General features: G+C 38.3%; 12 protein-coding genes. 3 read left to right on the top strand and 9 right to left on the bottom strand.

Features of this window, described 5'->3' with window-relative positions:
- Positions 1-70: 70 nt before the first annotated feature.
- The gene (locus JM84_RS03990; protein WP_144782865.1) at positions 71-2818 is read right to left on the bottom strand and encodes a 2-oxoglutarate dehydrogenase E1 component; all 2748 of its coding nucleotides are present in this window, start codon (positions 2816-2818) and stop codon (positions 71-73) included.
- A gap of 97 nt (positions 2819-2915) precedes the next feature.
- Here JM84_RS03990 and JM84_RS03985 point away from each other — a divergent pair, with 97 nt between their 5' ends.
- Positions 2916-3470 carry an alpha-ketoglutarate decarboxylase gene (locus JM84_RS03985; protein ID WP_095522103.1) on the top strand — a complete coding sequence of 185 codons (555 nt, stop codon included), beginning with the start codon at positions 2916-2918 and terminating at the stop codon, positions 3468-3470.
- A gap of 61 nt (positions 3471-3531) precedes the next feature.
- Positions 3532-4383, top strand: a complete 852-nt coding sequence (locus tag JM84_RS03980) for a hypothetical protein (RefSeq protein ID WP_144782863.1) — start codon at positions 3532-3534, stop codon at positions 4381-4383.
- 7 nt (positions 4384-4390) lie between these two features.
- Here the strand turns inward: JM84_RS03980 and JM84_RS03975 are convergent, their stop codons facing one another.
- The 7 genes from JM84_RS03975 to hflX all read right to left on the bottom strand — a co-directional run bounded on the left by JM84_RS03975 (position 4391) and on the right by hflX (position 11098).
- Positions 4391-4681, bottom strand: a complete 291-nt coding sequence (locus JM84_RS03975) for a YciI-like protein (RefSeq protein WP_144782861.1) — start codon at positions 4679-4681, stop codon at positions 4391-4393.
- A complete protein-coding gene (gene scpA / locus JM84_RS03970; RefSeq protein ID WP_144782859.1) occupies positions 4681-6807 on the bottom strand; it encodes a methylmalonyl-CoA mutase in 2127 nt (708 codons plus the stop codon). The genes JM84_RS03975 and scpA overlap by 1 nt, the downstream gene beginning before the upstream one ends.
- A complete protein-coding gene (locus JM84_RS03965) occupies positions 6800-7384 on the bottom strand; it encodes a hypothetical protein (protein WP_013750354.1) in 585 nt (194 codons plus the stop codon). Before JM84_RS03965 ends, scpA begins: the two co-directional genes overlap by 8 nt.
- A gap of 4 nt (positions 7385-7388) precedes the next feature.
- Positions 7389-8747, bottom strand: coding sequence for a methylmalonyl-CoA mutase subunit beta (locus tag JM84_RS03960; protein WP_013750355.1), 1359 nt, complete (start codon positions 8745-8747; stop codon positions 7389-7391).
- Complete coding sequence (locus tag JM84_RS03955) at positions 8737-9069, bottom strand: FtsB family cell division protein (protein ID WP_013750356.1); 333 nt, start codon at positions 9067-9069, stop codon at positions 8737-8739. The genes JM84_RS03960 and JM84_RS03955 overlap by 11 nt, the downstream gene beginning before the upstream one ends.
- Before the next feature lie 21 nt (positions 9070-9090).
- Positions 9091-9699 carry a uridine kinase gene (gene udk / locus JM84_RS03950; protein WP_013750357.1) on the bottom strand — a complete coding sequence of 203 codons (609 nt, stop codon included), beginning with the start codon at positions 9697-9699 and terminating at the stop codon, positions 9091-9093.
- A 169-nt stretch (positions 9700-9868) separates the two neighbouring features.
- Positions 9869-11098, bottom strand: a complete 1230-nt coding sequence (hflX, locus tag JM84_RS03945; protein WP_144782857.1) for a GTPase HflX — start codon at positions 11096-11098, stop codon at positions 9869-9871.
- Between the two features lie 69 nt (positions 11099-11167).
- Between hflX and JM84_RS03940 the strand changes: the two genes are divergently transcribed.
- The gene (locus JM84_RS03940) at positions 11168-12151 is read left to right on the top strand and encodes an endonuclease (RefSeq protein ID WP_144782855.1); all 984 of its coding nucleotides are present in this window, start codon (positions 11168-11170) and stop codon (positions 12149-12151) included.
- 8 nt (positions 12152-12159) lie between these two features.
- Here JM84_RS03940 and JM84_RS03935 read toward each other — a convergent pair whose 3' ends face one another.
- On the bottom strand, positions 12160-13659 hold the full coding sequence (locus tag JM84_RS03935; RefSeq protein WP_041295796.1) for a DUF5689 domain-containing protein: 1500 nt from the start codon (positions 13657-13659) through the stop codon (positions 12160-12162).
- Positions 13660-13669 lie beyond the last annotated feature (10 nt).

Below are 13669 nucleotides of genomic sequence, written 5' to 3'. Positions count from 1 at the left end.
CATTATTTTCTACAAAAATCATTTCAATTATCTCTGTAGGCTTTTACTACTTGTTCCTTAAAAAGAACTTTTATTTTAATGTTGCGTCAAAAACGCTATCTATTACTTTTTTATGACGTGCTTTTGATCTTGTACTACTACCTGCAGCTGGTGAAGCATACACGCGGCGTGAGGCTACTCTAAGTTTTACTTGCTCAAAATTCATAAGCATGTAACCCCAAGCTCCCATATTCTTAGGCTCTTCTTGTGCCCATACGTAATCTGTTACATTCGGGTAGCTAGCAATAATCTCTTCTAGTTGTTTTTGTGGTAATGGGAATAGTTGCTCGATACGCACTAACGCGACATCTTCACGCTCATTTTCTGTACGTCGCTCTAATAAATCGTAATAGAACTTACCTGTACAAAATACGAGAGATGTAACCTTCTTCTTATCTACAGTTACATCATCAAAAACTTCCTGGAAGCTTCCAGTCGCAAGTTCTTCTTTACTACTTACTACTAGAGGATGTCTCAATAATGATTTAGGTGTAAAGACAACGAGTGGCTTTCTAAAATTCCACTTCATCTGGCGACGTAGCAGGTGAAAAAAGTTTGCTGGCGTCGTTACATCTGCCATGATTAAGTTATCTGTAGCACATAGCTGAAGATAACGTTCCATACGAGCACTTGAATGCTCAGAACCTTGTCCTTCATATCCATGAGGCAATAACATTACAAGACCATTCTGTGTCTTCCACTTAGACTCTGCAGCGCTTATGTATTGATCTAACATAATCTGAGCACCATTTGAAAAATCTCCAAACTGAGCTTCCCAGATTGTAAGCGTTTTTGGAGATGCCATTGCATAACCATAATCAAAACCTACAACACCATACTCAGAAAGTAGTGAGTTGTAAATATCCATTCTACCTTCAACACCTAAGCGATTGTGAAGATTAATCTCCTCAACATCATCTTCTGTCTTAATAATAGCATGACGGTGAGAGAACGTCCCACGCTCTACATCTTGACCAGATATACGCACATTAAAACCTTCTTCCATTAATGAGCCATAAGCAAGTAACTCGCCCATACCCCAGTCTAACTTATTAGTCTCTCTATATTGTTTATTACGGTCTGCTACAATACGCTGTATCTTACGTATAAATTTTTTATCCTCAGGGAGCTTTGTAATACCATCTGCAATGGTATCAAGCTTTTTCTGATCATAAGTAGTATCGATAGGAGCAAGAATATCTTCTCTACTACCTAACTCATACCCTTCCCAGTCATCTGCAAGAATCTCAGTAATGACTGTTTTATCTTTTTTACGAGACTCCTCTAGATCTTCTTCTAGATCGTCTTTATATTCTTTTTCTAGTTGCTTTACATGACCATCTTGTATAACACCTTCTTTGATAAGGCGCTCAGCATAGATATCTCTTGGGCTTGCATGTTTAGCAATTGCTTTATATAACAATGGCTGAGTAAAACGTGGCTCATCACCTTCATTGTGTCCATACTTACGATATCCTAAAATATCTACAAACACATCACGACCAAATTTCATTCTAAAATCCAATGCAAATGCAAATGCATGACATACAGACTCTACATCATCTCCATTTACGTGTAGTACTGGTGACAGTGTAACTTTACCTACATCTGTACTATAAGTAGATGATCTTGCGTCAAGATAGTTTGTTGTAAAACCTACTTGGTTATTTGCTACAATATGGATAGTTCCTCCAGTACGGTAACCTTCTAACTGTGCCATTTGCACAATCTCATATACAATCCCTTGCCCAGCTACTGCGGCATCACCGTGTATTGCTATAGGTAATATTTTCTTTTCGTCTCCACCTAATTGATTATCAATCTTAGCACGAGACATTCCTTCTATTACTGCTCCTACAGTCTCGAGGTGAGACGGATTAGGCGCTAGATCCATACGGATTTTTTCTCCTTTACTGCTTTCGCGAAAGCTCGTCCAACCCATGTGATACTTTACATCACCATCAAAGAGTTCATCTTCTGCATATTCCTTACCATCAAATTCTGAAAAAATGGCCTCTGGCGATTTTCCGAAGATATTTGCAAGTACATTAAGACGTCCACGGTGAGCCATTCCCACCACAAATTGCTCAATTCCTTTATCTGAACCACGCTCAATAAGGGTGTCTAATCCAGGAATCATAGCGTCAAGTCCTTCTACCGAAAAACGTTTTTGACCTACGTATTTAGAGTGCAAGAATCCTTCAAAAGAAGCTGTTTGGTTTAGTTTCTTAAGAATATGTTTTTTCTCTTCGACAGAGAATTCTGGGTGGTTATCATTTTTATTGAGCCAGTTTTGTATCCACGCAATCTCTTCTGGATTACGTATGTACATATATTCTATCCCAATATGATCACAATAGATAGCTTCAAGGTGATTAACGATTTCGCGTAAGCTAGATTTACCTAAACCTAGAATAGAGCCAGCTTCAAAATGCAAACTCATATCAGATTGTGACAATCCAAAGTTTTCTATTTCAAGAGTAGGTGCATACTTACGACGTTCACGCACAGGATTTGTCTTCGTAAAGAGGTGACCTCTGTTACGATAAGCGTCAATCAATTTTACAATTTGAAACTCCTTCTGTATTGCTTCTGGAATAGCAGCTGGAGTTGTTCCTGAATCATCAGAAACTGGCTCAGCATTCTCCATTCCAAAGTCAAAACCTTGGAAAAAAGCGCGCCAGCTAGCTTCTACATTATCTGGATTTAATAAATATTGATCGTAAAGCTCAGCAAAGTGAGCGGTATGTGCGGCATTCAGAAATGAAAATCTATCCATTTGATATTTTTGTTCTGCGTCATGAGACAATAGAAATGCAAAAATACAATAATTAACATTTTCGCCCATATAATCCTTATATTTATAACACTTAATTATGATACGATTAACAATGAGAGAGAGAATTTCCTGCGCTATATTAATATTGAGTTGCCTGTTTTTAGGAAACAATATCCTTGTTGCCCAACAAACCACTACGACCCAAAAAAGTGATTTCTGGAGTAAGGTGCGTTTTGGTGGTGGATTAGGATTAAATTTTGGAAGAAACAATACTAATATTACAGTGGCACCTAGTGCACTTTACCAACCCAATCAATATGTAGCTTTTGGACCAGGGCTTAATTACACGTATCAAAAATTTGGAGATTTTAAAACAACACTTGTGGGAGCAAGTGCCATTGTAATTTCAAATCCCCTTGATTTCTTACAACTTTCTGGAGAGTTTGAGCAGCTTCGCGTTTTTCAATCGGTTTCTGGACAACCAGATATTCCTAACTCTTGGAATACTGCCCTTTTTCTTGGTGCGGGATACCGTCTTAACGTAGGAGGAAATAGCCTAGGCGCTATCGGAGTGCGTTACAATGTGCTTTTTGATAATGACGATTCTGTTTATGCAGATGCATGGCAACCTTTTGTGAGGGTGTATTTTTAAAGAAACATTTATAACAAGTCGTTTTTGCTAAGTTTGCTAGACATTACATGCAAGCTTTATTATGATACGAAAACTTTGCTCTTTCTTACTACTCTCAGCACTCTGTGTTCTCAATTCTTGTGGTTTCTCATCAGAAACTAAAACTCCAATTATAGAACTAAGTGACGCAAATGAGCCTTTCGTAGGCAAAATTGTTCTTGAAAATATTGAAAACAACACAAAAACCGAAGTTACCTTTCACATAGATGTTAATAGTATACGAAGAGAGCAAACTCATCAAGGCGGTGAAGGTCTGCTAGGTGATAAAGCAGGTATCATCGTAAATTATGAAAAGGACGAAGTTATTTTATATAACACGTATGGAGGAGCAAAATGGACAATATATACCATTGAAGGGTATAAAAATGCGCTAGCCATAGACACCTTTCCATACGCACCTATTGTAACTTCTTACGATTACACCTATAGCTTCCTTGATGATTACACCACCAACGCAAACAAAGAAAATGCACTAAAGATTAAATCTCTCCAACTTGACTATAAACTATATAGCAATCTTAGTATCCGTCAAGAGAATTTTGACACCGACGAGATTAAAGTAAGACGAGAAATGATAGCGCTTGTTTTTCCTAACATGCCAGAAAATGTGCACTTCCCATTACTTTTTAAGGTCTCAAAGAACATTGGAGATAATGGTATTGACGACAAAACAAATCTTTCAGAAAAGGGCTGGAAAAACAAGATAAATCAAGTTTTTAATGAATTAAGCATCAAAGAAAACAAGGTAAAAAGCATCCAGCGCGGTGAGGTAAATCCTTCGTTATTTAAGTTTGAGGATACAGATTTCATTAAAACACGTCCAGAATATTTTTTCCAGACTTATAGTGGTGGAAGCTCTTGGGGAGACGATTAACGAAAGATTATACCTCTAACATACTTCCCACGACCACATTCCATTCTTTAATTTCCCATGAAGAAACGATGCCGTTTTGTACATAAGGATCTTTAAAGATAAATTCTTCTATGAGGCTTTTATCAGACACTTTAAAAATTAAGATTCCTTGGTCTGCTGGGTTTTCCGTGGCACCACCTAGTAATAAATAGCCAGCAGCAACTGCTTCTTTTGCTAGTGTAAAATGGTCTGGGCGATACGGCGTGCGCTTCTCGAGGTAATCTTCTACGTATTGATATATAAGAAGGTAATGTTTCATTAGTTCATCATGATTTCTAGAAGGCCTATTGCAGCCTCGCTAATTTTTGTTCCAGGACCAAAAACAGCTGCAGCACCAGCATCAAATAGAAATTGATAATCTTGCTGTGGAATAACCCCACCTACAATTACCATAATATCTGGTCTTCCTAACGCCTTCAATTCTTCGATTACTTGAGGCACTAATGTTTTATGACCAGCCGCAAGTGATGACACTCCTAAAATATGCACATCATTTTCCACTGCTTGTTTTGCTGCTTCCTTAGGCGTTTGAAATAACGGACCAATATCTACATCAAATCCTATATCTGCATATCCTGTTGCTACTACTTTGGCACCACGGTCGTGACCATCTTGACCCATTTTGGCAACCATAATTCTTGGACGGCGTCCATCTTGTTCGGCAAACTGGTTTGCGAGTTGTTGCGCTTTCGCGAAAGCGGGATCTTGTTTCATCTCTTTACTATATACACCACTAAAGGATTGGATTTGTGCTTTGTGCCTTCCATATACATCTTCCAGCGCATCTGAAATCTCTCCTAAAGTTGCTCGCTCCTGTGCAGCTGTAACCGCCAGTGCAAGTAAATTACCATTACCCGTACGAGCCGCTTCTGTAAGTGCAGCGAGGGCTTTTTTTACATTTTCGGTATTACGAGCTGCTCTAATATCTGCTAAACGCTTAAGCTGCCCTTCTCTTACTTTTGTATTATCTACATCAAGAATATCTAGGTGCTCATCTTCTGTAGGTCGGTATTTATTTACTCCTACAATAATATCTTGCGCACTATCTATGCGTGCTTGCTTTCTAGCAGCGGCCTCTTCAATACGCAGTTTAGGAATCCCAGCTTCAATCGCTTTAGTCATTCCGCCTAGCTCCTCAACTTCTTCAATAAGTTCCCAAGCTCGGTGAGCAATATCATCTGTAAGTGACTCTACATAATAACTACCAGCCCAAGGATCTACTGTTTTTGTAATATGCGTTTCTTGCTGTAAGAATATCTGTGTGTTTCTTGCAATACGCGCAGAAAAATCTGTAGGTAAGGCAATAGCCTCATCCAGTGCATTTGTATGTAAACTCTGTGTGCCTCCAAAGGCAGCCGCAGCTGCTTCAATGGTAGTACGAGCCACATTATTAAAAGGATCTTGCTCCGTAAGGCTCCACCCACTTGTCTGGCAGTGTGTTCTAAGAGCAAGAGATTTAGGATTTTTAGGATTAAATTGCTTTACAATTTTTGCCCAAAGCATACGTGCTGCACGCATTTTGGCAATTTCCATAAAGTGGTTCATCCCTATTGCCCAGAAAAAAGATAATCTTGGAGCAAAGCTATCAATATCCATTCCTGCAGCGAGTCCGGTTTTTATGTATTCTAGACCATCTGCGAGTGTGTAAGCAAGTTCTATATCACAAGTAGCGCCGGCTTCTTGCATGTGATATCCTGAGATAGATATACTATTAAATTTAGGCATTTTTGCAGCCGTATATTCAAATATATCTGAGATAATTCTCATAGAAGGAGTAGGTGGATATATGTACGTGTTGCGTACCATAAACTCCTTCAAAATGTCATTTTGTATGGTTCCAGAAAGTAATGCTGGATCCACTCCTTGCTCTTGTGCTGCTACAATGTAAAACGCCATAATAGGTAACACGGCACCGTTCATAGTCATGGACACAGACATCTTGTCTAATGGAATCTGATCAAAGAGGATTTTCATGTCCTCTACAGAATCTATGGCAACACCTGCTTTGCCTACATCTCCCACCACACGCTCATGATCACTATCATAACCGCGGTGTGTAGCAAGATCAAATGCAACCGAAAGCCCTTTTTGACCTGCCGCAAGATTTCTTCTATAAAATGCATTACTGTCTTCGGCTGTTGAGAAACCTGCATACTGACGTATCGTCCAAGGACGTCTTACGTACATAGTACTGTAAGGACCTCGTAAATTAGGGGCGACACCTGCGATAAAATCAAGATGCTCTAATCCTTTTACATCGTCCTTTGTATAGCGAGACTTTACATCAATCTTCTCTGCGGTTGTAGTAAGCTTAACTTCTGCAATTGAAGATAAATTTTCTTCTTGAGAAGAAAGTGTGATATGTTGAATATTTCTTCTACTCATTACTTTCTTTTATAGGAAGCTCAGTCATAGTAAGCTGTTGATAATAGGTATCTAAAGCAACATATAATGCTGTATATCTATCTGTTTGAGATTTATATGCAAAATTTCTCATTCGAGAGTTAAATAATTTTGGATCCATTGTGTTGGATTCAACAAGCGCTTCTATCATAAGAGCAAGCTGCGGGTCTTCTATATTCTTAAGGACACAAGGAATATTACTATACATTAAATTACTCTTTAGACCTCCATCTTTTATAATCCCTGCTTTCACAAGCTCTTTTCTTATTGCCAAAGTGTGTGGTGTAGCTAGTCGCTCATATTCTGCATCTCCTGAAAAACCCACGTAAACAAAATTTGCGTACGCTTTATTCCTCAATCGTGATTCTGGATCATAAGCACTAATAATGTCTTGTTCGAATTGATACAATGCTTCGTTTAGCAGTGCATTATTTTGATTTTCACAATTAATTATCTGTTCCTTATCTGCGTGTTTATATTCGAGAGAAGACTGGTCTTCACATGACAACACTCCTAATACAATAGCTATCGCAACGCCAAGGCTATATATTTTTTTCATATGATTACTTTTCTGCTTTAATGCGTTCTTGTTCTAATGATTCGGCTAGGCGTTTTGGAATTATAGGCTCAAGCAATGTTTTACGAGGGTTAATTTTTACAAAAGGATAAATTTCTAACTCACCTTTCATAACGTCTTTTGGATTAGGGTGCTTATTTGTTCCTAGAAGAATGAGCTCTCCTTCGTCAAACTTAGCCTGCTCCTTTGCAGCACTTTCTTTTATCTTTCGTTGTATGGTTCCTTCTTTAAGTTGTCTCAAAAATCCTCCTTGCGCTTCTATATCTTTATAAAGCGTAAGTGCTTTTTCAGCCAATTGCGAGGTAAGCTCTTCTACATAATAAGAACCATCTGCAGGGTTTTGAACTACATCAAAATAGCTTTCTTCTTTGAGAACAATGAGCTGGTTACGAGATATGCGCTGTCCAAAGTTATTGGTCTTGTGATACAATGCATCATACGGCATATTTACCACCCAGTTTGCGCCACCTAGCACAGCACTCATACATTCCGTTGTGGTGCGCAGCATGTTTATATTATAATCATAAATCGTTTTATTGCGTCTTGATGGGTGCGCTATAATGTTAATAGCTGCATCCGTATAATTAAATGCAGATAATACTACAGCGGCAAGCTTTCTGAGCGCCCTTAGCTTTGCAATTTCAAAAAAGTAGTTAGTTCCTACCGCGACTTCAAAAGTGACAATATTTATACTAAGCTTCTCTTTTTCACAATGGTTTAAATATTCGGTAAGATGTGCCATACCGTAAGCCAGTTGCTGTACCATGGTGGCACCAGCATTTTGATATGAGGTTGTGTCTACAGTAAGTTTGTTTTCTTCTCCCTGTAATAAACTACTTACTATATCGTGATCATTTTGCAAGTTGTGATACCAGTTACCATCAAGTGCAAGATGATTGATTATATCAAGCTTTGTGGTGATATGATACGCTTTCGCGAAAGCGTGAAAACTTTTATAAAAATCTTCATCAAGAAAACTGAGCTCAAAGTAAAGAGGGATATCTTTGTGCTTTAAACCTTTAAATAACTGCTCAAGATCAAACAGCGTATCTGCCTGAAAGTAAATAGCCTCTGCACCGCTCTCTATAGCTTTATTTGCCGATTGCGCAGACTTAACCGCATCTACAATAAATATTTTCTCCCCAATAAACCATTGTTCGGGAGCTTCAACAGCTACTGATTCTTTTATTTCATCACTGTGATAAAAAGGTTTTACATGTATTCCTTCTAGACTTTGCCAAACAAGCGTCTCATTGTAGTCTGCACCCTTCAGGTCAAACTGTATTTTTTGCTTGAAGGCTTTTGCCGAAACTGCGTCAAACTCTGAAAATAAATTAGTCTTCATTCTCTGTAGATAAACTATCTTGATATTCAATTATATAAATCTCCTCATTGTCCCTCTTCATAAGGTATTCTTCACGAGCAAACCTTTCTAAACCTGCGCTATCTTTAAGTTGTAAGATTTGTGCATTATCCTTTGCTATTTCTTTTTTAAAATAAGCTCTATTACCTTCTAGCTTGTCATATTCTTGATTAAGCTCTCTGTGCAACAGATATGAACTTCCATCAAAAAATAGCATCCAGACTATAAAAATGAAGAAAATGAGCAAATATTTATTACTCATTATTCTAAACCATTTTTTCTGTTTTAGCTCCTTGATGTTCATTGTTGTAAATATAACAAAACCTTAATGTAATCGTTCGTTTATGATACTACGAACGATATCTACAGCCACTGTATTGTACCTATTATTAGGTATAATGATATCTGCAAATTCCTTTGTAGGCTCTATAAACTGCTGGTGCATAGGTTTCAATGTAGTTTGATATCTATTTAACACCTCATCTAGATCACGACCACGCTCTGCTATATCTCTTTTGAGACGACGTATTAAACGCTCATCACTATCTGCATGCACAAATACTTTAATATCAAAAAGATTACGAATATTAGGGTCTGTCAAAATAAGAATTCCTTCTACCACAAGCACATTCGTAGGACTTGTAAGCACAGTCTCATCAATGCGATTATGCGCAACAAATGAATACATAGGTTGTAAAATATTTCTTCCTTCTTTGAGCTCAACAAGGTGTTGACACAGCAAAGGAAAATCTATTGCATTAGGGTGATCAAAGTTCACCTTCTTACGATCTTCCATCGATAATGCAGAGAGATCTTTATAATATGAGTCTTGAGAAATTACTGTTACTTGTCCTTCTGGAAGATCTGACACAATCTGATCTACAACGGTAGTCTTACCACTTCCGGTACCACCGCCTATTCCTATAATAAGCATATAATATTATTTTGAGGTAAAGGTACTATTTACGGATTAGTCTTTTATGAGTGGTTTCAAAAAATCAAGAATAATGGTAAAAGCTCAACCATCGTTTTTGAACAAAAAAAATCGAAGGCTTTCTTAAAGCCTTCGATTTTTTCTTTTACGCTATTAAGAATAAATAATCTTATTCTTCCTCGCTATTCCCTACTTGCTCTTCATATTCTGGATACAAAAATGCATTGTAAGGAAATCTTGTTACGTGAATCTCTCTTACTCGTTCGTAGATTTTCTTTCTGAACTCCTCAAAATTATTTTTGTTAAGTGCAGATATAAAGATAGCATCACCATTAGTACGAGACATCCATGTTTCTTTCCACTCGTCAAGTGTGTAATGCGCACCAGTGCGCTCTACCATAAGATCCTCATCATCATAAGCCTCTGCCGTATAAGCATCAATCTTATTAAAAACCATAAGCGTAGGCTTGTCCATACTCTCAATCTCATCAAGAATCTGGTTTACAGCATTAATGTGATCCTCAAATTGCGGGTGAGAAATATCTACCACATGCAGTAGTAAATCTGCCTCACGCACTTCATCAAGCGTACTTTTAAAAGAATCTACTAGCTGTGTAGGCAACTTACGTATAAATCCTACCGTGTCTGAAAGTAAAAAAGGAAGATTCCCTACCACCACTTTACGTACGGTAGTATCTAAGGTTGCAAAAAGTTTATTTTCGGCAAATACTTTACTCTTACTTATTACATTCATGAGGGTACTCTTACCCACATTCGTATAACCTACGAGAGCTACTCTCACAAGTGCACCACGATTACCACGCTGCGTAGCCATTTGCTTATCTATAGTAAGCATCTTCTTTTTAAGCAAGGTAATACGGTCACGCACAATACGTCTATCTGTTTCAATCTCTGTCTCTCCAGGACCGCGCATACCTATACCTCCACGCTGGCGCTCAAGGTGTGTCCATAAACCCGTAAGTCTAGGCAACAAATACTCATACTGAGCAAGCTCCACTTGCGTGCGTGCATAACTCGTTTGAGCTCTCTGAGCAAAAATGTCAAGTATCAAATAGGTGCGATCTACAATCTTACATTTTAAGATTGCTTCTATGTTACGTTGTTGTCCAGGAGTAAGTTCGTCATCAAAGATCACAGTACCCACATCGTGCTGCTCTACATATGCAGCAACGTCTTCCATCTTGCCTGTCCCTATAAAAGTTTTGGGATTAGGTTTTTCTAATTTTTGAGAGAAACGCTTTAAAACTTCTCCTCCAGCTGTGTATGCTAGAAACTCAAGTTCGTCAAGGTATTCCGTCATTTTATCGTGTGATTGCTTTTGGGTAACTAGCCCCACCAGCACACACTTTTCATAATCTATTTTTTCTGTTTCGATCATATTAACAAAGGTAGCAAATGGATTGCAGTCTTTTTGACTAAATTGTAACACTCATAGACACTATTCATTATGGAGGATGATTCCGCTTTCGCGAAAGCGCAACAAGAAAAAATACAATGTGCAGTAGGCTTTTACAACCTAGAAAATCTTTTTGACACGACAAACAACCCAGAAACGCTAGACGACGACTTCACACCGAACGGTTTTAAGGAGTGGAATAGCTATAAGTTTAATAAGAAAATAGCCAAACTATCAACAGTCATCTCAAACATAGGAAAGGATGACACTAAGACCTCACCTTCTCTCCTTGGCGTTGCCGAAGTGGAAAATAGAGCCGTACTAGAGTCTCTTATTGCGACAGACAACCTCAAAGATGAAGGCTATGATATTGTTCATTATGACTCTCCAGATGAGCGTGGTATTGACGTAGCTTTATTATACAAAAAAGCAGATTTTAAAGTAACACAGAGTGAGCCCATCACACTCTACCTAGAAGCCGAAGAAGGTGACAGAGACTATACGCGTGACATTCTTTATGTTCAAGGAGAACTTTTAGGAAATCCTGTTCACATACTAGTAAATCACTGGCCTTCCCGAAGATCTGGTGAGAATGAAACCTCACAAAAGCGCATTACAGCAGCACAGCGCAATAGGGAAGTTATTGATAAACTCATGAATGAAGACCATAAAGTGAAGATTATCATCATGGGCGATTTTAATGACGGGCCACACAGTGAAAGCGTAAAAAACAACCTTGTTAAAACGGAGTTTTACAATCCGATGCTTTACTTAGGAACAAGATATGAAGGAAGCTTAAATTACAGATTTGAGTGGTTCATTTTTGACCAGATAATCTTTTCAAACAATTTTGTACAGCTACACGAAAACACACTTCTTTACGAGAAGTCAGATATTTACAATGACTTTTTCCTCACTGAATATGAAGGGAAGTTTAAAGGAACACCCTTTCGCACCTATGCAGGAAAAAGATATTTAGGCGGCTATAGTGATCATTTTCCTGTGTATAGTATTTTATCTAAAAGACCTGAATAAAAAGATTTTTAATTTGCTTTAATTTGAATCTCGTCAAGTTCATAAGTACCGTCAAAACTTGCATTTCCAGATCCGTTATATCTAAATGCAACATAGCCAGTACCTGTGACACAGGAGAGATCAACAATACCGGAGTCAATCCAGTTTCCAAAGAAATCATTATCTGCTACAATATCTGCTGCTGCTAGGACATCCCAAGTAGAAGCAGCAATTGTTGTGACATCACCATCCCAGTCGTTAGAAAAAAGGATGGTCAACCTACTGCCGTCTGCAAAGCTATTTGATGTTCTAAATCGCAACGTTTCTCCCGTATTTGATGTAAAATCTAACGGCGGAGTGATTAACCAAGACACCGTTCTTGCATCTCCAGAAAAAGCAGATGCAATTCTCGCAGACCTACCCAATGAGGCATTCTGACCAGTACTCGTATAAGCTTCCCATGCTTGGGTTCCTTCTTCATGATAATTAGTCCAGCCATTACCCATTATAGGGTTGTTATTAGTTTGAGTTTCAAAAAATTCTTCAAATAGTATGTTCTCTCCCATTCCACTAGCTGGGCCGCAATCTATTTCTACGGGATCACAACGGTCTGTCTCATCAAAAATAAGGGCTTCTGGATTGTTAATTGCAATATTGTAGGTGTCTCCAAAAAAGTTACGCGTGAGCACTCCCGATATACTCCCACGTCCATCGGGCAGCAATATGGATTTAAAATTTGCAAAGGTACTTGTACTTACAATAGTAGATTGTCCAGTGGCGCAATGCACCAGTTCTCGCTCTCCATCAAACTCATCAAGAGGTTCTCCCGCGTAGGTAACACTCCCATCAATGACATCCTCCTTTATAAACTGAACATCTGTGAGCTTGACGAATATATTTTCTAACTCATTACTAAAGTCTTCTATAGTCACCTCCAGCGGAATTATCTCTTCAATAATGGCTGATCTCTGCATAAAGCTAAACTGTGCTGGCGCTGGAATTTTATCTAGATTATCTGTCATGCCCAGCGTTAATACTCCGTTGCTATCTCCTATCCACAAACCTCCTATGGCTTGATTGTTTAGCGTTGCATTACCTAGCTTTACAAACACCTTGCGACCCACTTCGTAATACGTAAACAATGGACTTTCGTCAATGAGTACGCGGACGCCTGCCGTAGGATTATTTGCTTTATCTTGTATGATGAGCTCCTCAAACCAGTTTCCAGAGGCATCACTACTTATCACAAAACCTTCTACATAACGATTGGTTTCAGCAAGATCAAGTCTAAATGTGCTACGTAAGGCTGTAATATCTGCCTCGCTAGTAGCATTGATACCAAGATTATCTGCTTCAATCAAAACAGCTTGCTCATAGAGATTTACTAGTTGTGCGATGGTGATTATTTCTCCATCTAGATCTGGATCTGTGATTTCAAGTACTGGTGTTGAAAACTCATCATCATTTACGCAACTTACAATTAAGAAGAGTAATACAACAACTAACAGTTTCTGGAATAATTTCATCATCTTAATTTTA

Source organism: Dokdonia sp. Hel_I_63 (assembly GCF_007827285.1).
Lineage (GTDB): Bacteria > Bacteroidota > Bacteroidia > Flavobacteriales > Flavobacteriaceae > Dokdonia.
This window is presented reverse-complemented; position numbering and strand designations above follow the sequence as displayed.